Annotated in this window: 18 protein-coding genes; all 18 read left to right on the forward strand. The window is 33.6% G+C overall.

Features of this window, described 5'->3' with window-relative positions; genetic code table 11:
* The first annotated feature begins 19 nt into the window (after nt 1-19).
* The 18 genes from SULAZ_RS01445 (at nt 20) to SULAZ_RS01530 (ending at nt 20,947) form a co-directional block, all read left to right on the forward strand.
* Entirely contained in the window at nt 20-646 is a 627-nt protein-coding gene (locus tag SULAZ_RS01445) for a lysophospholipid acyltransferase family protein (RefSeq protein WP_012674396.1), read from the forward strand.
* On the forward strand, nt 639-1,502 hold the full coding sequence (gene ispH / locus SULAZ_RS01450) for a 4-hydroxy-3-methylbut-2-enyl diphosphate reductase (RefSeq protein WP_012673687.1): 864 nt from the start codon (nt 639-641) through the stop codon (nt 1,500-1,502). Before SULAZ_RS01445 ends, ispH begins: the two co-directional genes overlap by 8 nt.
* Entirely contained in the window at nt 1,499-3,220 is a 1,722-nt protein-coding gene (locus tag SULAZ_RS01455) for a S1 RNA-binding domain-containing protein (RefSeq protein WP_012675034.1), read from the forward strand. The genes ispH and SULAZ_RS01455 overlap by 4 nt, the downstream gene beginning before the upstream one ends.
* Nucleotides 3,217-4,215, forward strand: coding sequence for a sodium:calcium antiporter (locus tag SULAZ_RS01460; protein ID WP_012673429.1), 999 nt, complete (start codon nt 3,217-3,219; stop codon nt 4,213-4,215). The genes SULAZ_RS01455 and SULAZ_RS01460 overlap by 4 nt, the downstream gene beginning before the upstream one ends.
* A 3-nt stretch (nt 4,216-4,218) precedes the next feature.
* On the forward strand, nt 4,219-5,163 hold the full coding sequence (locus SULAZ_RS01465) for an acetyl-CoA carboxylase carboxyltransferase subunit alpha (RefSeq protein WP_012674068.1): 945 nt from the start codon (nt 4,219-4,221) through the stop codon (nt 5,161-5,163).
* Nucleotides 5,160-6,155 (forward strand): lipopolysaccharide heptosyltransferase II, encoded by a 996-nt coding sequence (gene waaF, locus SULAZ_RS01470; RefSeq protein ID WP_012674868.1) that lies wholly within the window; start codon nt 5,160-5,162, stop codon nt 6,153-6,155. Before SULAZ_RS01465 ends, waaF begins: the two co-directional genes overlap by 4 nt.
* A 21-nt stretch (nt 6,156-6,176) precedes the next feature.
* Entirely contained in the window at nt 6,177-7,352 is a 1,176-nt protein-coding gene (locus SULAZ_RS01475; protein ID WP_012674279.1) for a pyridoxal phosphate-dependent aminotransferase, read from the forward strand.
* Nucleotides 7,353-7,393: 41 nt separating this feature from the next.
* Nucleotides 7,394-8,155 (forward strand): hypothetical protein, encoded by a 762-nt coding sequence (locus SULAZ_RS01480; protein ID WP_012675038.1) that lies wholly within the window; start codon nt 7,394-7,396, stop codon nt 8,153-8,155.
* Nucleotide 8,156: 1 nt separating this feature from the next.
* Nucleotides 8,157-8,666 carry a thioredoxin family protein gene (locus tag SULAZ_RS01485; RefSeq protein ID WP_012674552.1) on the forward strand — a complete coding sequence of 170 codons (510 nt, stop codon included), beginning with the start codon at nt 8,157-8,159 and terminating at the stop codon, nt 8,664-8,666.
* A complete protein-coding gene (locus SULAZ_RS01490) occupies nt 8,663-9,079 on the forward strand; it encodes a molybdenum cofactor biosynthesis protein MoaE (RefSeq protein ID WP_012673807.1) in 417 nt (138 codons plus the stop codon). Before SULAZ_RS01485 ends, SULAZ_RS01490 begins: the two co-directional genes overlap by 4 nt.
* A complete protein-coding gene (trmFO, locus tag SULAZ_RS01495; RefSeq protein ID WP_012674820.1) occupies nt 9,076-10,380 on the forward strand; it encodes an FADH(2)-oxidizing methylenetetrahydrofolate--tRNA-(uracil(54)-C(5))-methyltransferase TrmFO in 1,305 nt (434 codons plus the stop codon). Before SULAZ_RS01490 ends, trmFO begins: the two co-directional genes overlap by 4 nt.
* Nucleotides 10,377-11,588 (forward strand): lipoprotein-releasing ABC transporter permease subunit, encoded by a 1,212-nt coding sequence (locus tag SULAZ_RS01500; protein WP_012674052.1) that lies wholly within the window; start codon nt 10,377-10,379, stop codon nt 11,586-11,588. The genes trmFO and SULAZ_RS01500 overlap by 4 nt, the downstream gene beginning before the upstream one ends.
* Nucleotides 11,581-12,258: an ABC transporter ATP-binding protein gene (locus SULAZ_RS01505; protein WP_012673600.1), complete on the forward strand. Its 678-nt coding sequence runs from the start codon at nt 11,581-11,583 to the stop codon at nt 12,256-12,258. Before SULAZ_RS01500 ends, SULAZ_RS01505 begins: the two co-directional genes overlap by 8 nt.
* 51 nt (nt 12,259-12,309) lie before the next feature.
* Nucleotides 12,310-14,754 carry an ATP-dependent Clp protease ATP-binding subunit gene (locus SULAZ_RS01510; protein WP_012674085.1) on the forward strand — a complete coding sequence of 815 codons (2,445 nt, stop codon included), beginning with the start codon at nt 12,310-12,312 and terminating at the stop codon, nt 14,752-14,754.
* Nucleotides 14,755-14,909: 155 nt separating this feature from the next.
* Nucleotides 14,910-17,153, forward strand: a complete 2,244-nt coding sequence (bamA, locus tag SULAZ_RS01515; RefSeq protein ID WP_012673841.1) for an outer membrane protein assembly factor BamA — start codon at nt 14,910-14,912, stop codon at nt 17,151-17,153.
* 22 nt (nt 17,154-17,175) lie between these two features.
* Entirely contained in the window at nt 17,176-17,676 is a 501-nt protein-coding gene (locus tag SULAZ_RS01520; RefSeq protein WP_012673548.1) for an OmpH/Skp family outer membrane protein, read from the forward strand.
* Entirely contained in the window at nt 17,673-18,656 is a 984-nt protein-coding gene (lpxD, locus tag SULAZ_RS01525; RefSeq protein ID WP_012674469.1) for a UDP-3-O-(3-hydroxymyristoyl)glucosamine N-acyltransferase, read from the forward strand. The genes SULAZ_RS01520 and lpxD overlap by 4 nt, the downstream gene beginning before the upstream one ends.
* Nucleotides 18,653-20,947 carry an endonuclease MutS2 gene (locus tag SULAZ_RS01530; RefSeq protein WP_012674156.1) on the forward strand — a complete coding sequence of 765 codons (2,295 nt, stop codon included), beginning with the start codon at nt 18,653-18,655 and terminating at the stop codon, nt 20,945-20,947. Before lpxD ends, SULAZ_RS01530 begins: the two co-directional genes overlap by 4 nt.
* The last annotated feature ends 80 nt before the right edge of the window (nt 20,948-21,027 follow it).

Below are 21,027 nucleotides of genomic sequence, written 5' to 3' on the forward strand. Positions count from 1 at the left end.
ACCTAAGGAGAGAACTTACTTGGAAAATAAACATCCATACTCTGAGCTTGGTTATAAGATATTCTTTAAAATAAAACCTTTTTTAAAAAAAATTCTAAGAATAAAAGTCGTAGGAGTGGAAAACATTCCTTTAGAAGGTGGGTGTATAATAGCAGCAAACCATAGGAGCCACTTTGACCCTCCTGTAATCAATATAGTATCCCCAAGGCCTGTAATCTTTTTAGCTAAAAAAGAACTTTTTGAAGTCCCTGTCTTAGGATGGTTTATAAAAAAAGCTGGAACGATACCTGTTAGAAGAGACAGTAGAGATACGGCAGTTATTAAAAAATCTATATCTCTATTAAAGGAAGGTTTTGTTATAGGTATTTTCCCTGAAGGTTCAAGGGCAAGACCAGGAGAGTTTAGAAAACCTCAGCCTGGTGTAGGATACCTTATAGAAAAAGCAAAAGTGCCAGTTATCCCTGTTTTAATTGAAGGAACAGATAAAGTACTACCAGTTAACTCAAAATTTCCTAAATTATTCAAGTATAATATTGATGTAATAGTAGGTAAACCTATTAAATTTGAGGGTATTTCATCTTATGAACATATTGCAGAAAAGGTTATGCATGAAATCAGAAAGTTAAAAGGAGAACGTCATGGTTAACATAAAAGTAGCACAAACAGCAGGTTTTTGTTTTGGTGTAAGAATAGCCGTAGATATGGCTAAGAAAGCTGGGGAACAGCTTGGCCACGCTTATACAAACGGTCCCATAATTCACAACAAACAAGTTGTATCTTACTTAGAAAGTATTGGGATAAAAGAGCTTAAAGATTACTCTCAACTAAAACCTGGTGAAACTGTTATTATTAGGTCTCACGGTGTACCTCCTGAAACGGAAAGACAGTTAAAAAGTATGAATATAAACGTACTAGATGCAACCTGTCCTTTTGTCAAAAAAGTCCACGATAAGGTAAGACAGCTTGTAGAAGAAGGTTATTTTGTAGTTATCATAGGAGAAGAGGGGCACCCTGAAGTTATAGGTACTTTAGGACATCTTAAAGAGGTAAACGGTCAAGGTGTTGTTGTAGAAAACTTTGAAGATTTAATAAAAAAAGTCCCTAAGAGAAATAAGATAGGAGTTGTAGCACAGACAACCCAAAGTGAAGACTTCTTTAGAGAAGCTGTTGGATACTTGGCTGAAAACACTGAAGAGTTAAAAGTTTTTAACACTATATGTGATGCAACATCTGTTAGACAAGAGGAAGTAAAAAAACTTGCTCCTACTGTAGACGTAATGATAATTATTGGAGGAAAACACAGCGGTAATACACAAAGACTTGCCCAGATATCAAAAGCCTTAAACCCGAACACTTACCATATAGAAACAGCTGAAGAACTTCAAAAAGAGTGGTTTGAAGGAAAAGATAACGTAGGAATATCAGCTGGAGCTTCAACTCCAGATTGGATAATAAACCAAGTTGTTGAAAAAATAAAACAGTTAAAAGGAGTAACAGCATGAACGAGTTTGAAAAGTTGATGGAAGAATCTAAAGAATCAGGATTCTACTCAAAAAATCAAAAAATAAAAGGAAAAGTAGTAAAAGTGACAGAAGACAAAGTCTTTGTAGACATAGGTCAAAAAATAGAAGCTGTTTTAAATAGAAATGAAGATCAAGACGTAGAAGAAGGTCAAGAAATAGAAGCAGTTTTTACAGGTAAAAGAGATAAAGATGGATATTTTATCCTTTCAAGAAGAGGAATAGTAAATAAAGAAAAACTACAAAAACTAAAAGATGCCTTTGAGAATAAAAAGAAAGTAAAAGCAACTATATTAAGTAAGCAAGATAAAGGTTATACTGTTTCTGTTGAAGGGTTTAGAGGGTTTATGCCTTTATCAGAGTCATCATTAAAAAGAGATGAAAATCTACCTGAAGGCTTTACATTTGAAGCTTATATCGTAAAGTTTGAAGAAAGAGGCAGAAATCCAAATATAGTCATCTCCAGAAAACAAGCCCTGATAGAAGAAAAAGAGTTAGAAAAAGAAAAGATACTATCGCTGTTAAAAGAAGGTCAAAAAGTAAAAGCAAAAGTTGTAAAAGTACAACCAAACGGTGCTGTTTTATCAATAGAAGATGTTTTATACGGATTTTTGCCAAAAAGTGAGATATCTTGGGACAAAAGTAGAAAAGTAGAAGAAGTTTTAAAAGTAGGTGATGAGGTTGAAGTTGTTGTAAAAGAGATAAAAGATAAAAAGCCTATTCTATCCTTAAAACTCTTAGAAGGTAATCCTTGGGATAAGTTTGATAAAAACATTGGTGATGTTGTAGAGGTAAAGATTAAAGATATAAACAAAGGTGGATTAGTTGTTGATTTAGGACTACTGGAAGGCTTTATACCTAACTCAGAGATATCCCACTTTGATTACGTAAAAGCTAAAAAGAATCTAAAAGTAGGTGATACAGTAGTAGCTAAAATATTTGAAATAGATAAAGAAAAAGGTAAAGTAAAGTTAAGTATAAAACAAGCTCAAGAAAATCCTTTAGAGAAGTTTTTAAAAGAAAATCCGGTAGGTAGCGTAATACAGGCAAAAGTAAAAGATGTAAAACAAAAGGTTGCTTTTGTTGATTTAGGAGATATAGAAGGTATAGTAAAACTTCAAGATGTAACAGACAATCCTTCTATTAAATCAATTTCCTCTCTGTTAAAAGAAGATAAAACCTATAGATTTAAAGTTTTAGGAATTGAAAAAGATAAAGTAGTCCTTGGGATTAAGCAGCTTTTAGATGATGCATTTAACGATTTTGTCTCAAAACACAAAGTTGGAGATGTTGTTAAAGGTAAAGTTAAAAAACTTATAGAAAAAGGTGCTTTCGTTGACATAACTGATGAGATAGAAGGTTTTATACCTGTATCTGAGATATCGAAAGAAAGAATAAAGATACCAAGTGATAAACTTTCTCTACACCAAGAAGTAGAAGCAAAAATTATAAAAATAGACACTCAAAATAAAAAGATAACTTTAAGTATAAAGCAGCTAATCTTAGACCAAGAAAAGAAAGCACTGGAAGAAGAAAAGAAAAGACAAGAGGAAGAAAAGAAAAAAGCTGAAGAAGAAGCTAAAAGAAAACTTTTAGAAAAATTATCTCAAAAAGAAGAGAAGAAAGAACCTCAAGGAGAAGGATTAGGAACACTGGGAGAATTAATAAGGAAAAAACTTATGGAGAGAGAAGGTAAATGATAATTGATTTACTTATTTTAGCTGTAGGGATAGTATTTGTCTTAGCAGCTGCAGAACTTTTTACCAACGGTATAGAAACACTTGGTCATAGGTTGCAAGTTTCAAAAAATTTTACAGGAAGTGTTTTGGCAGCTGTAGGAACGGCTCTTCCTGAAACACTTATACCAATTATTGCTATAATCTTTTTTGCGGGAAACAAGGGACATGATATAGGTGTAGGTGCAATTTTAGGAGCTCCCTTTATGCTTTCTACTTTAGCTTTTCCGTTGATAGGTTTAACCGTTATTGTTGGATACCTGTTAAAGAAAAGGAGTATATCTTTACATGCGGAAACTACAGGACTTAGAAGGGATTTAACATTTTTCTTGTTTGCATACTCTATAGCTTTATTCGTTGTTCCTTTTGAAAGTCATTTTGTAAGGATTTTAACTGCAGTATTTTTATTGGTTTTATATGTGGTTTACGTTTTCCAAACGTTAAAAGGTGAAAGTGAGGATATGGAAGCTACAGAGCATCTATTCTTTGCACCAAAAAATCCTCACCCTCCTATGTGGGTAATAGTATTTCAGGTTGTGTTTTCTTTAGTTATAATGATTGCTGGAGCTCATCTGTTTGTCCACGGGATAGAAAAGATTAGTTTGGCTTTTGGTTTAGACCCACTTATATTTTCTCTGTTAATAGCACCTATTGCTACAGAACTTCCAGAAAAGATAAACAGTATTACGTGGGTTTGGAGAGGAAAAGATACTTTGGCAACAGGTAACGTTGCAGGAGCTATGGTATTCCAAAGTACTATACCTGTTAGTTTTGGAATAGTGTTTACGGACTGGAATATAACAGGATTGGCACTAATATCTGGTATATTTGCTATATTTTCTGCATTTTTAGTTTTAACTGTATCTTACATTAATAGAAAGTACTTTGCTTACGGATTTTCCTCAGGGATTGTATTTTTTATAGCATACCTTTATTTAGTTTTAAATGGAGTAAATTAAACTATGGATTTGGATAGAGAGCTGCAAAACTTATCAGACCAGATAGAAGTGCTAAGAGAAAGAATAAAAAACGGAGAGCATCATCTTATAGATGAACTTGTAAAACTTAGAAAGACTTTTAAAAAACTGTCTGAAAAAAAGATGCAGTCCCTAACTGCATGGGACAGAGTTCAGCTTGCAAGACACCCCAAAAGACCTCACACAATAGATTATATAAATAATATATTTACTGACTTTATAGAACTTCACGGTGATAGAAGATTTGGAGACGATAAAGCAATAGTGGCAGGATTTGCAAATTTTGAAGGTATACCTGTATGTGTAATAGGACACGAAAAAGGAAAGGACACCAAAGAGAAGATCGAAAGAAATTTTGGAATGCCTCATCCTGAAGGCTACAGAAAAGCCATAAGAGTTATGAAACTTGCAGAAAAATTCAAAAGACCTGTTTTTACTTTTATAGATACCCCTGGAGCCTACCCCGGAATAGGTGCAGAAGAGAGAGGCCAATCTCAAGCTATAGCAGAAAGTCTTATGGTGATGGGAAGTTTAAGAACTCCTATAATTGCCACAGTAATAGGAGAAGGTGGAAGTGGTGGAGCTTTGGCTTTAGGAGTTGCAGATAAAATCTTAATGTTAGAAAACTCAATATACTCTGTTATATCTCCTGAAGGCTGTGCTGCTATACTTTTTAAGTCTGCAGAATCAGCTCCAATAGCAGCAGAGAGTTTAAAGATTACAGCCAAAGACTTGTTAGAGTTAGGCGTTATAGACTGTATAGTTAGAGAACCAAGAGGAGGAGCTCACCTTCAACCTAAAAAGATGTACAGACTCTTAAAGTGGTCGTTAAGAAATGCTTTAAAACAAGTAGAAAATATAGATTTGGATAAACTTGTAGAGTTAAGACATAAGAAGTTTTACTCAATGGGAAGATTCGCTGAAAAGTGAAGATACTTCTTTATCAAACAGCATTTTTGGGAGACTTAATACTTACAACCCCCTTAATAGAATCTATAAAAAAAATTTATCCAAGCGCTACCTTAACTGTAATCTCTAAGCCTTTTGGAAGGGAGGTCTTAAAAAACAATCCTTTTGTTGATAAACTAATTACCTTTGATAAAAGTAAAGACTCTACTTTAGACCTGATAAAAACTCTCCGTAGAGAAAAGTTTGATATTGCTATCTCTCCCCACAGGTCCCATAGAGCTTCTTACATTTTATTTTTATCGGGTATTCCAAAAAGAATAGGTTTTGATAAAGCTGGTTTTTCTTTCCTTTACACAGACTTAGTCCCTCACCGTTTTGATTCAACCCATGAGATAGATAGAAATCTAAAGCTTCTTGAAAAACTACCAGATTATAAACCCGATTTGATAGAAAAAAATCCGAAGTTGTATCTTACTCCACAAGAAGATAACTTTTACAAATCTATAAGTTTAAAAGATAACTCTTACATAGTAGTAGCACCGGGTTCTAAATGGGAAACTAAAAGATGGACTGATAAAGGCTTTGCAGCTGTAATAGATACTCTAATAAAAAAAGGAGAAACAGTTGTTTTAATAGGTTCAAGTGAAGATTTAGACTTTGTAGAAAAGATTTTGTCCAAAACAGAAGAAAAGCCTCTTAATTTAGTAGGAAAAACAAACTTAAGACAAACTTTTTCATTAATAAAACACTCAAAACTCCTTATATCAAACGACTCAGCTCCTGTTCATATGGCTGTTAGTTTTGACGTTCCTGTTATTGATATATACGGGCCGACTGTAAAAGATTTTGGTTTCTATCCTTACAAAAACGGTGTAGTTATAGAAGTTGAAGATCTAAGATGTAGACCTTGTGGACTTCACGGACATAAAGTCTGTCCTATAAAAACCCATGACTGTATGGAAAAGATAAAGCCAGAATTTGTACTTGAAAAAGTTGATAAAATATTAAGTTAAAAATTTTTAAGAGGTGAGTTTATGGAACTATCCAACAGAATTAAGAAAATTAAACCTTCCCAAACACTTGCAATCACAGCAAAAGCAAACGAATTAAAAGCAAAAGGAATAGACATTATAAGTTTTGGAGCTGGAGAGCCAGACTTTGATACCCCTGATTTTGTAAAAGAAGCAGCAATAAAAGCCTTAAAAGAAGGAAAAACAAAGTATACAGCTGCAGCTGGAATACCCCAGTTAAGGGAAGCAATAGCTCAAAAGTTAAAGACTAGAAATAACATAGATTACTCCCCTTCTGAGGTTATAGTAGTTCCAGGTGCAAAGATGGGATTGTATGAAATATTTGCAATTCTTTTAAATCCCGGAGATGAAGTGATAGTCCCAGCTCCTTACTGGGTTTCTTACACAGAGCAGATAGCATTAAATGACGGAGAGTCTGTTATACCACAACTTTCAGAAGAAAACGGGTTTGTTTTAACAGCTGATATTGTAGAGTCTTCAATAACTCCAAAAACTAAGGCACTTGTATTAAACACTCCTTCAAACCCTACTGGCGCAGTAATACCAAAAAAGGAGTTAGAGAAAATAGCAGAAGTTTGCTTAAAACATAGTATAATGATAATCTCTGATGAATGTTATGAAGAGTTTTCTTACGGAGAGCCCCATGTAAGCATCGCTTCTCTATCTAAAGAAGTTAGAGAGATAACATTTACAGTTGGAGCATTTTCTAAGTCTTACTCTATGACTGGTTGGAGGCTTGGATGGGTTGCAGCTCCTGAAAAGTACATAAAAGCGATGACAAACATCCAAAGCCAAACAATATCAAACCCCACAACCTTTGCTCAGTATGGAGCTCTTGAGGCTTTAAAAGACAATGGACAGTTTCCTGCAATGATGAGAAGTGAGTTTATGAAAAGAAGAGATTACATAGTTGAGGCTTTGAATAGTATAAAAGGAATAAAATGTACAAAACCGGAAGGAGCATTCTACGCATTCCCTAACGTATCTTACTACATAAAAGGGGATATAAAAAATGATATAGACCTTACAACTTACCTACTAGAAGAAGGTAAGGTGGCAGTAGTTCCCGGTTCAGCTTTTGGAAAAGAAGGCTATATAAGACTTTCTTACGCTACATCTATGGAAAATATAAAAGAAGGAGTAGAAAGAATAAAACAAGCCCTTGAAAAATTAGGTTAATTTAACAATTTTTATAGTTAATCCAATTTAGAGGTAGTGGTATGCAACTACTTGAAGATAGAGTCTCCCATATGGAAGAGATTATTATGAAAATCTTGTACATGCAACAAGAAACCCAGATAGAGCTTAAAGAACTACAACTTTTACACAAAAAAGCAGAAGAAAGACTTGACCGATTCGAAGCCAGCGTAGAAAAGATGATTGCTGAGATAAAGGCTGACACTCAAAACCTCAAGAAAGAAATGGCCGAATTTAAAACAAACATAGAAAAAACTATTACAGAAATGAAGGCCGACACTGAAAGATTTAAAACAAACATGGAAAAAACTGTTGCAGAAATGAAAATAGATTTTAACAAAAAATGGGGTGAGTTGTCTAACAAGCTGGGAACTATAGTTGAAGACATAATCTTCCCAGCTTCAAAGCCGGTTTTAGAAAAGTACTTTAACTGTGAAATAACAGATATACACATGAATAGGAAAAGAAAGAAAGATAATCTAAAAGATGAGTTTGATGTGATTGCTGTTAGCGACCCTTGTAAAACTGTGTATCTAATAGAAGTAAAAGCAACTCCAAAGGTAGATTATATAAATGAGTTTAAAAATGAAAAATTAGAAAGATTTAAAGCATTATTCCCGGAGTATGAAAACTATAAACTCGTCCCTATATTTGCATCTTTAAGGTTAGAAGATGATATAGTAAACTACCTAACAAAAAACAAAATATACGCAATGGCATACAGAGAATGGGAGTATATGGATATATTAAATTTTGATAAACTAAACCAAGAAAGAGGTGAGTAAAATGAAAAAGTTTTTAGTTGGACTTTTGATATTTGGTTTGTTTTGGTTTGGATGTAATAAACAACCTTCTGAACCAAAGTTTACAGTAGACCCAAACCCTGTTATAAAACAGGCTGTTGATAATAAAAAGAATCTTATTGTAATTTTTGAATCTGAAACATGTCAGTACTGTGATAAGTTAAACAGAGAAGTTTTAAAAGATATGGAAGTTAAGCAAAACTTAGTTAAAAACAACATAGAGATTGCTATAGTTGACGTTAATGGAAGTAGAAAAGTTTTAGACCCAGAAGGTAAAAAGGAAGTTGATGAAAAAACTTTAGCTGGTATATACAGAGTAACAGGTTATCCAACTATAGCTGTATTTAATCCAGATAAAAATTACGAACTTATAGGAGTAATACCTGGATACATACCAAAGGATTACTTTATAAAACTTGGTGATTATATAGGGTCTAAATGTTATGAGAAAACTGAATTTCAAAAGTATATAGAAAACGGAGGAAAGTGTTGATTCCACAAGTTTATATAGGAGAAAATTGGTTTTCTTTAGATGAAGTTTTTAATTCATACAAAAATCCTTTGTGTGGTGGAGTAGATATATTCATAGGTGTTGCAAGGTCAGCTCCTGAGGATGGAGATGTAGAAGAATTACACTACGAGGCTTATGTTTCAATGGCAGAAAAAGTTATAAACGAAATTATCCAAGAAGCTAAAGAAAAGTTCAACATACATCACTGTGTTGTCCATCACAGAACAGGAGTTGTACCTGTAGGAGTGCCTTCCTTTTTAGTTGTTGTTTGGGCTGGACACAGACAGGAAGCCTTTACAGGTTGTAGATACGTAGTTGACAATGTAAAAGCGAGAGCTCCAATATGGAAAAAAGAAGTTTTTAAATCTGGAAAAAGTCAGTGGAAGGAAAGTTGAAAGTAGCAGTTATAGGAGCAGGATTAGCAGGAAGTGAGGCAGCTTATAAAATAGCCCAAGCAGGTTTTAAAGTAGACCTTTACGAGATGCGTCCTAAAAAGCTTACTCCTGCCCATACAACGGGATACTTTGCTGAGATAGTTTGTAGTAACTCTTTTGGCAGTGAAAGTTTAACATCCGGAGCAGGTCTGTTAAAAAAGGAGATGGAAGAGCTTGGGTCTTTACTGTTAGATGTTGCCAAAGAGTATAAAGTCCCTGCAGGTCAGGCTTTTGCTGTAGATAGAGAAAAATTTTCTAAAAAAGTAACACAGGTTTTAGAAAACCATCCAAATATAAATATAGTAAGAGAAGAAGTAAAACAGCTCCCAGATGCTGATATTGTAGTTATAGCTACAGGACCCCTAACTTCAGAAGATTTTTCAAAGGAAATTCAAAAACTTACTTCTTCAGAATATCTATACTTTTACGATGCTATAGCTCCTGTTGTTGATGCTTCAACAGTAGATTACTCTAAAGGCTTCTGGGCAGATAGGTATGGTAAAGGATCTGGAGATTACTTTAACTGTGTGCTATCTCAGGAAGAATACGAAGTTTTTTACCAAGAACTTATAAAAGGAGAGCAGGTACCTTTAAAAGATTTTGAAAAAGCTGTGTACTTTGAAGGCTGTCTTCCTATAGAAGAGATGGCAAGAAGAGGTAAAGAAACCCTACTGTATGGACCTATGAAACCAGTAGGGTTAATAGACCCTAAAACAGGAAAAAGACCTTTTGCAGTTGTTCAGCTAAGAAAAGAAAATATAGAAGGAACTCTTTTATCCTTAGTTGGATTTCAAACAAAGTTAAAATACCCAGAGCAACAAAGAATATTTAGACTCATTCCTGCCTTAAAAGATGCAGAATTTGTAAAACTTGGCTCTATCCATAGAAATACATTTATCCAGTCTCAAAAACTTTTACTTCCTACACTCCAACTTAAGAAGAATCCAAACATACTCTTTGCAGGACAGATAACGGGAGTAGAAGGGTATATGGCTTCAGCTGCTACAGGAATAATAGCAGGAATAAATGTTGTTAGAATCCTTCAAGGTAAAGAACCTTTAACTGTACCTAAAGAGACAATGATAGGTGGGCTTATAAACTACATTACAACTGCAAAAAATGAACTTCAGCCTATGGGTCCAAACTTTGCCTTACTTCCAGATATTAATACAAAGATAAAAAATAAAGAAGAGAGAAAGTTAAAAAAAGCTGAAATAGCCTTAGAAAAAATAAAAGAGTTTAAAGAGAAAATAAACAGATGAAACTCCCCCTTTACCTTAAAATATCTTTAAGATACCTTTTATCTATCAAATCAAATCTACTTTCTTTTATGACTGTTGTATCTATCGTGGGTGTAATGTTGGGAGTTGCAGCTTTAATAGTAACTCTTTCAGTAATGAATGGATTTATGTTTGGTCTAAAATCAAAGCTACTACAAACAACTCCTCACATAATGATTTTAAAAGCAGATGAAAAGTTTGACGATTACAATCAATTAATACAAAAAATAAAACAAAACCCTCAGGTGTTAGACTACCAACCTTTTATTTACACTCAAGGAATTTTATCAAAGGACTCGAAAGTTTCGGCTGTGTATGTAAGAGGTGTTGACCCTGAAAAAGATAAGAACTTTTTAGCCCTTGACAAAAGAATTATACTTGGAAATTACGACCTTTCTGATGAATGTGTAATCATAGGAAAGGACCTTGCAATCATGTTGGGAATTACAGTAGGAGACCAAGTAAACTTAATGTCTCCTGTAGGAAGAAAAACACCCCTTGGCTTTTTACCAAAGATAAAACCTGTTAAAGTCTGTGGAATAGCAGATTTAGGAATATACGAGTATAATGCATCTTTCGTAGCAACAAACCTATCTTTTGCTCAAAACTTTTTTGATATGGGAGATAGTATAACAGCTATACAACTTAAACTAAAAGACCCTTTTAAAGCAGAAGCTGTAAAATCAGATATAGAAAAAGTCTTAGAATTTCCTTACATAGTCAAATCTTGGATGGATATGAATAAAAGTCTCTTCCAAGCACTTGAACTTGAAAAGTTTGCCATGTTTTTAGTCATTACATTGATAGTTGTAGTTGCATCTTTCAACATAGCCAGTTTAATCTCAACTAAAAGTAGAGAAAAAAGAAAAGAGATAGCTATACTCAGAACATTAGGTGCTGATAGAAGTTTTATAACAAAGATATTTTTATTTCAAGGAATTTTAATAGGAGTTGTTGGGTCTATACTTGGAACTGCCTTAGGCTTGTTGATAGTTTACCTTGGAGATACTTACCACTTAATTAAATTAAACCCAGAAGTTTACCTTATAGAGTATCTACCTTTAAGAATATCATTATTAGAAGTATTAGTAATATTTTTATCATCTATGGTTATATGTTTTGTATCCTCTGTATTTCCTGCTGTAAACGCATCAAAAGAGTCTCCTGCAGAGGTCTTACGTTATGAGTAGTGTTTTACTTGAAAATGTAAAAAAAGTTTACAGAAACGGTCAAGAAGAGGTATGGGCTTTAAAAGGAATAAGTCTTAAAATTGAAAAAGGTCAGATGGTAGCAGTGATGGGACCTTCTGGGTCAGGTAAAAGTACGCTATTACATATTATAGGAGGAATAGATTACCCCACAGAAGGAAAAGTAGTTATAAATGGACTACAGATAGACAGTCTAAATGATAAGCAACTTTCAAAATTTAGAAGTGAAAATATAGGTTTTGTTTTTCAATTCCATTATTTACTTCCTGAGTTTACAGCCTTAGAAAATGTTATGATACCTATCCAGATAAAAGGAGAAAAAAATCCAAAAGAAAAAGCTAGTGATATATTAAAAAAATTCAACTTACAACACAGACTAAACCACAAACCATCTCAGATGTCAGGAGGAGAACAGCAAAGGGTAGCTATAGCAAGGGCTGTAGCAAACGACCCTTCTCTTCTTATAGCTGATGAGCCTACAGGAAACTTAGACTCTCAAAATGCTAAAAATGTTATAATGTTGTTTAAGCACCTAAACGAAAGTAAGGGGATGACTATTATCATCGCAACTCATGATATTGAAATTGCAAAATACTGTAAGTATATTTACTATATGAGAGATGGTATGTTAGTAGATATTGAAAAAGTTTAAAATTTAGGTAGATTATTTAAAGCAAAAATAAAGTTTAAGAGGTATAGTAAGATGTTTGAGAAATTTACAGAAAAAGCAAGAAAAGTAATACTAACAGCAAGGGAGCATGCATTATCATATAGAAACAACTACCTTGGAAGTGAGCATCTTCTCTTAGCACTCCTTGATGAAGATGATATTACAATCTTAGTTCTTTCCAAGTTTGGGCTTACAGTTGATAAAGTAAAGAAAACTTTAACTTCTCAAATGTCAAGAGGTAGCCATTCGGGAGAGGTTTTGTTTGCTCCTGATGCAAAAAGAATCCTTGAGTTTGCAGTAGAAGAGGCTCGTATTTTACACCATCCATTTGTAGGGCCAGAACATTTACTTATAGGTATAATCAGAGAAAAAACAGGTTTAGGTGGAAGAGTACTTAGAGGGTTTGGTATAGATGAGTATAGTGTAAGAAGAGAGATACTTTCTGCCCTTGGAGAGATACCTTCACAAGAACAAACAAAATCAGCTCCAACACCAAATTTAGACAGATTTGGAAGAGACCTAACAGCTTTAGCAAAAGAAGGAAAGTTAGACCCTGTTGTAGGTAGAGAAAAAGAAATAGAAAGAGTTATCCAGATACTCTCAAGAAGAAGAAAAAACAATCCAGTCTTAATAGGAGAGCCAGGGGTAGGTAAAACTGCTATCGTTGAAGGTCTTGCCCAAAGAATAGCAAACAAACAAGTCCCTGAAACACTTCAAAACAAGAGAATAGTTGCACTGGATTTAGCTTTAATCGTTGCAGGAACAAAGTACAGAGGACAGTTTGAAGAAAGGTTAAAAAGCATCCTAAAAGAGTTAGAAAAAGCTCCTAACGTTATACTCTTTATAGATGAACTTCATACAATGGTTGGAGCAGGTTCTGCAGAAGGGTCATTAGACGCTTCTAATATGTTAAAACCTGCTTTATCAAGAGGAGAGATACAGGTAATAGGAGCTACCACTTTAGATGAATACAGAAAATACATAGAAAAAGACGGAGCTCTTGAAAGAAGATTTCAACCAGTTATAGTTGACCCACCATCTCCAGAAAATGCAATACTGATACTGGAAGGTTTAAAGAAAAAGTTTGAAGAGTTCCATAACGTAGAGTATACAAAAGATGCAATAGAAAAGGCAGTAGAGTTTTCTGTTAAGTACATATCAGATAGACAACTACCTGATAAAGCCATAGACCTTTTAGATGAAGCAGGAGCTCTAGTCAGACTTAGAGAGCTTGAACTCCCAGAAGACCTTAAAAAGATAGAAGAAAAGATAAAAGAGATAGAAGAAGAAAAAACTAAAGCAATTAGGGAAGAAGACTTTGAAAAAGCGTCTAAGTTAAGAGACGAAGAGGTTAAGTTAAGAGCTAAGTTTGAAACTATGAAGTTAAACTGGAAAGAACAGCAAAAAGAAAACAGACCTAAAGTTACAGAAAAAGATATTGCAGAAGTTGTAGCAAGATGGACTGGAATACCTATAGCAAGATTAACAGAGTCTAACAAAGAAAAACTTCTTCACATAGAAGAAGAACTTCACAAGAGAGTTGTTGACCAAAACGAAGCTATAACTGCAATTGCAAAAGCTATAAGAAGAAACAGCGTAGGACTAAAAGGAAGACACAGACCTATAGGAGTATTCTTATTCTTAGGACCTACCGGAGTAGGTAAAACTGAGACAGCTAAGGCTTTAGCAGAGTACTTATTTGGGAAAGAAGATGCTTTAATAAGGTTTGATATGTCTGAATATATGGAAAAACATACAGTATCAAGACTTATAGGAGCTCCTCCGGGGTACGTAGGTTACGAAGAAGGCGGACAGCTTACAGAAGCTGTAAGAAGAAAACCTTACTCTGTTATACTTTTTGATGAGATAGAGAAAGCCCACCCAGACGTGTTTAATATATTCTTACAGATATTTGACGATGGAAGACTTACAGACTCTTTAGGTAGAGTAGTTGACTTTAGCAACACAATAATAATAATGACGTCAAACCTTGGTGCTAAGATGATTTTAGATAGTGGAAAGATGGGATTTGAAACAAAATCTTCTCTTGTAGATTACAAGGACCTTAAGAAAAATGTTATGGACCAAGTTAAGAAAGCGTTTAATCCAGAGTTTGTTAACAGGCTTGATGAGATAATTGTATTCAAACCATTGGACAAAGAGGTGATTAAAGGTATAATAGATATACAAATTAAAGAGATTAATAAAAGGTTAAAAGAATGGCAAATAGAAGTAAGCTTATCTCCAGAGTTTGTAAACTACTTGATAGAGAAAGAATTCAAACCAGAGTATGGAGCAAGAAGTATAAAGAGAGCTCTTCAATCTCAAGTAGAGGACTTGTTAGCAGAGGAGATACTATCTGGAAAATTACAACCTGGTTCACAAGTGGAAGTAGTATTAAATCCAGACAACACAGTAGGATTAAAAGTTCTACAAAAGAAAAAAGGAAGGAAAAAGAAAGAACTTCAACCAGCATAAAAAGGTTTGCGGTCGTTTCTACGACCGCTTTTTTTATACTTTCTTTTAACTCTTTTGCAGAAGAAAATAAACATTCTAATCAAGTAGAATCAGAAGATATAACTCTAGATAAACCCAAAATTCAAACCGGGACAATCCAAGGAGAATTTTCTAAAGTGTATAGAATAGAAAAAATAGAGATAAAGGGTCTAAAATTCTTCAATGAAGAGATAATAAAACCTCTTATACCTTTTGGAAAAGGAGCTATCGTAAGTAGGGATAAAATAGAAAACACTTTAAGAGACCTTTATAAACTTGGATACTTCTCAAACGTAGAAGCTTACACTAAATATACAGAAAATGGAATAGATATTACTTTTGTATTTACAGAGCTTCCTGTTGTTCAAAGGATTGAGTTTGAAGGCAACAAAGCCATCTCAAAAGATGACCTTATAAAAGAGTTAGGCTTAGACTTGTCTGAAAAGTTAGAATCAGGAAAACCTCTACCTTTTACAACGTTAGGACCAGAGCTTACCTCTAAACTTTCTTCAATAAAAAAAGGTCTTGGAAGAGTTTTATCTACAGATGAAATAGGACAGATGGTAAAAAGACTCCAATCCCTCTATGAAAAAAGAGGATACTATAACACGAAGATTTCTTACTACTATAAAGGAAATACATTAGTCTTTAAGATAGAAGAAGGAACTAAAGCTTACGTTGAAAAAATTGAGATAGTAGGAAACAAAAATATAAAAACTAAAGAAATACTTTCTGTGATGGAAACATCAGAAAGAAGTATATTAAAGTTAAAACTTCATCCAAGTCTAGTGAAAGAAACACTGTACGAGGACATTGATAAAATAAGAAATCTGTATGTAGGAAAAGGATTTTTTGATGTAGATATTCAAGAACCAGAAGTTAAACTAATAGACGGTAAAAAATACCATATAACTATTAAGATAAATGAAGGTGATAGGTATAAAGTTGAATCTATAAAGCTGGAAAACAACGACCTGTACACAAATAAAGAGCTTCTTGAAGTAACTAAAAGAAAAGCTATAAAACCGGGAGAGTACTACGATCAAGAAAAGATAGACTTTATAAAGAAAAATATTTTAGACAAGTACAACGACCTTGGATACATATTTGCTAATGTTGAAGTAAACAAACTTGTAAACAAAGAAAAGAAAACTGTAGATGTTGTATTCAATATAAACAAAGGTAATATATTCTACGTAGATAAAATAAAAATAGAGGGAAACTACGAGTCTAGAGACTCTACTATAAGAAGGGAGTTAAAACTTGCACCGGGAGACCTATTTAAGAAGGAAAACCTTTTAAGATCTCAAGCAAGGCTTTATAGACTTGGATACTACGATATGGTAGGTTTTGACCCCAACGTAAAATCAGATAACGAGATGGATCTTACAACTCAGGTAAGTGAGAGATTTACAGGTCAGATGTCTATAGGTGCAGGATACAGCCAGCAAACAGGACTTTCTTTCTTTGCATCTATAAAGAAAGGAAACTTTTTAGGAACAGGGGACACAGCAGGTATATCTCTATCAATAGGTTCAAAGTACAGAAACAACTCATTAAACTACCTTCACAGATGGTTTTTATACAAACCTTTAGACCTTGGATTAAACCTTTACGACACTTACATTAACTACACATCTTTTGTTGCTACAAAGACTGGTTTTTCTCCAACTGTATCATACGAGTTTAAAGAATACTGGAGAACAGGTTTAACCTTAACTGCAGAAAAAGGTGAGTATAAAGATATCTTAGATACAGCATCTATCTACATTAAGAAACAAGCAGGTAAATACGATCTTTATTCAGCTGGATGGTTTATAAACAGAAACACTATAGACAACCCTATACTCCCTACAAGTGGTAGTGATCTAACCTTAACGTTAAAAGCAGGTACTGGTACAAGAGATTTTTATAAAGTGGTTTTATCAGGGACTAAGTTAATTCCAGACAGAATTTTTTATACTAACTTTATATTCTCTGTAAAAGGTACTTTTGGATTGGTTGAAAAAATATCTAAAAGTATACCGTTAGACGAGCTATTCTTTGTAGGTGGTGATTTTACAATTAGAGGTTTTGACTGGGGTAGAGCAGGGCCACTAGATGAAAATAAAGACCCTGCAGGAGCAAAAAGAGAGATAGTCTTAAACTATCAACTTGCCCATCCAATTGTAGAGAGATTTTTGTGGGGATTTGTATTTTTAGATCAAGGTAAAGGTTTTGATAAAGGTAATCCATTCTCAAACTTGTATAACTCTGTGGGAGCTGGACTTAAAATTATTACACCTTTTGCACCGATTGAACTTTACTACGGTAAGGTACTAAACCCACCTTCTGGAGTAAGTGACTCAAGATTTGGATTTATACTAGGAACGTTCTTCTAAAATAAAATTGAGAGGTAAAGAGATGAAAAAGATTTTATCAGTTTTACTGATGATTTTTGTGATTAGTGGAGTATCAAAAGCGGCAAACTTGGCTTACGTTGATATGGAAAAGGTTATGAATGAGTCAGAAAAAGGTAAAAAGTATAAAAAAGAGTTAGAAAGTAAGCTAAATTACTATCAAAACAAAGCAAAAGAGTTACAAGCTAAAATTCAAGACATTCAAAAACAGCTCCAAAGCCCAGCCCTTAAAGACAATGCAAAAGAAGAAAAAAGAAAAGAGTTAAGAGATTTAGCAAGACAACTCCAATCCTTAGAAGTTCAAGCTAGCGAAGAACTTGCAAAAATGAAAGCAGAAGCTGAAAAAAATATGGTTATGGAAATAAAGAAAATTGCAGAAAAGATAGCTAAAGAGAGAAACCTTGACGCTGTGTTTTACGGCGGACTTGTAAGTGGTGTACTCTATGCAAGTCCTAAACTTGATATTACAAACGATGTTCTAAAGGAGTACAACAAACAAAAATGAAGTTAACCCAGATAGCTAGTTTAATAAACGCAAAAGTAGAAAACCTTAAACAAGACATTGAGATTAAAGCTCTAAAAAGTATAGAAAGTGCAACAGAACAAGACTTGACATTTATAAAAGATCCAAAAAAATTGACTAAAACCAAAGCAGGAGCTATATTAACTCCATCTTTTATAGAAAATTTAGACATACCCCAACTTATAGTAGAAAAGCCTGATATTGCATTTTATAAACTCATAGAGATTTTTTACCCTGAAGAAAGGCAAGAAGGGTTCATATCAGAAAGAGCTGTAATAGGTAAGAATGTAAGTATAGCTAACTCAGCTGTTATAAGTGAGTATGTTGTAATAAAGGATAATGTAAAGATAGGAAAGAATACGGTTGTTTACCCATTTTCCTACATAGGAGAAAATACAGAGATAGGAGACAACTGTATAATCTACCCATCAGTTGTTATCTACAAAGATACAAAGATAGGAAACAACGTAATTATACACTCAGGAGCTGTTATAGCTTCAGATGGTTTTGGATACTACCAAGAGGGGAATCAAAGGAAGAAGATAAAACATGTAGGAAAAGTAATAATAGAAGACGATGTAGAAATCGGTGCAAACACAACAATAGACAGAGCTTTAGTAGACTACACTATTATAAAAAGAGGAACAAAGATAGATAACCTTGTTATGGTAGGACACAACTGTAAAATAGGAGAAAACACAGTTTTAGTCTCTCAAGTAGGGATTGCTGGAAGCTGCAACATAGGAAACAATGTTATTTTAGCAGGACAGGTAGGAGTAGCAGACCATATCACAATAACAGACAACGTAATAGTTACAGCAAAATCCGGTGTTGGAAGTAGTATCACCGAAAGTGGGATATACGGTAGCTCCATAAACGCTATAGAGTGGAAAAAGTGGAAGAGAGTGATGTCAGTTATTTATAAGCTTCCAGAAATAATAAAAAAGTTTAAGGTAGAATGAGAGAAAAAGATTTAGAATCAATAGAGTATAATAAATTTTTAGAACTACTGTCATCTTACACCCACAATGACCTAACAAAAAGACATATTATAAATCTACGACCTTTTAATAATTTAGAAAAACTCCAAAAAGAAATACAAAAAACCAAAGAGCTGTATGACCTTTTTATAAAAAAAGGATATTTACCCCTTACAGAGTATCCAGACATATCTCAAGCTTTAAACTTAGCAGTTATACAGGACAGTATCCTCTCACCGAAAGACCTTTTTGATATAGCATCACTACTTAAAGTTGTAAAGGAAGTAAAGTCATACATAGATGTATCACAAGTCCAAGTGTTAAAAAGTCTCCATCAAGACCTTACACCCCTTAGAGAGTTAGAAAAAGCAATAACAGACAGTATAGACAACACATTTTCTGTAAAAGATACAGCTTCTATAGACTTATCAAGAATAAGAAAGGAGATAAAAGAAGTAGAAAGTAAAATAAACAAAGTTTTGGAAAGCATACTTAACAAACCAGCATACGAAGAAGCCATACAAGAAAAAATAATAACCATTAGAAGAGAACGTTTTGTTATACCTATAAAGTACAACTACACCCATAAAATAAAAGGAATAATCTTAGATAGGTCTTCTTCTGGAAACACAGTTTACATAGAACCTTTTGAAGTTGTTCCTCTTAACAATAAACTTTCAGATTTAAAACTTCAAGAACAGATAGAAATAAGAAAAATTTTAAAATTCCTAACTGACTTAGTAAGGTCAAAGGTACACTTTATAAAAAAATCTTTTGAAGCTATCCTTGATTTTGACATACTTCAAGCAAAGGTAAGGTATTCAAAGGAGCTTGATTGTATCTTCCCCAAACAAGATGAGTACTTACGACTTTACAACGCAAAACACCCAATTTTTTTACTTAAAAATAAGCCATTTAACCCTATTGACATAATAGTAGAAAATAAAAGAGGACTTATAATAACAGGTTCAAATACAGGTGGTAAAACAGTTGCTTTAAAGACAGCAGGATTGCTATCTCTTCTTTACAAAACAGCAATCCCCATTCCAGTAGATGAAAACTCTACAGTAAGAGTTTTTGACGGTGTATTTATAGACATTGGAGATTACCAAAGTATAGAAGAAAATCTATCTACATTTTCTTACCATGTAAAAAACATAAAAGAAATTTTAGAGCTATCTACCCAAAACAGCTTACTTTTATTTGACGAACTTATTCCCGGAACAGACCCAGATTTTGCCTCTGCATTAGGAATAGCAATCCTTGAGTATGTAAGAGAAAAAGGTTGTTTTGTGATTGCATCAACCCACCTTAAAAAAGTCAAGATGTACGCATTAAGTAGTGATTACTACAGTATTGCATCTGTAGGATTTGATAAAGAAACATTACAGCCAACCTATAAGATTTACTACAACACAGTTGGCGAGAGTATGGCATTCTACATAGCACAAAGACTTGGACTTCCAGAAAAAATCCTTCAAATAGCTAAAAAATACGTTGAAGAAGATATTTTAAAATTCCAAGATATGGCTTCTAATCTTTCTAAAATGATAGCTCAGTACGAAGAAAAAATAAAAGAGGTTGAAATATTAAAGCAGCAGCTCCAAGAGGAAAAGCAAAAGTATGAAGAGCTTGTTAGAAAGCTGGAACAAGACAGAAAAGAAAAGTGGAAAGAAAGTTTAAAGGATATTCAAGACTACATAAAAAATCTAAAAGAAGAAGGCTATGAAATTTTAAGACAGGTAAAAGAAGAAAAATCCGGAAGTAAGTTAGAAAAGTTTATAAAAACAAAAAAATTAGAAATCCAAACTATTGGACAAGAAGAAGTAAATCAAGAGATAAAGGAAGGAGATGCAGTAAGATTAAAAGGAAAAGCCCAAAAAGGAACAGTTATAGCAATAAGAGAGAGTAAAGCAAACGTTGATTTTGGTGGATTAAAAGTTTGGGTAGATTTATCAAAAATTGAAAAAGTCAGTGAAGAGAAAAAAGAAGAAAAACAAACAGTGAAAGTATCAAAACCCTCTGTAAATGTAATGCCTTCTATAAATCTCATAGGAAAAACAAAGGAAGAGGCAATAAAAGAGTTAGAAAAGTATATAGACAGCATACTACTACAAGGTCTAACAACTTTCAAAATAATACACGGCTACGGAACCGGAGTACTAAGAAAAGCAGTAAGAGAGTACCTTGACAAACTTCCATACAAAGTAAGATACGAAGATGCCCCTTATCACGAAGGTGGTATGGGAGCTACCATTGTTTACTTAGAGTAACTTCCTCTTTATGAGATCTCACTATTCTTCAGGATATAAAAAATTATTAGGCGTTATTTATAGAGTATGATAAAATTTTT

Source organism: Sulfurihydrogenibium azorense Az-Fu1, assembly GCF_000021545.1.
Classification (GTDB): Bacteria; Aquificota; Aquificia; order Aquificales; family Hydrogenothermaceae; genus Sulfurihydrogenibium; species Sulfurihydrogenibium azorense.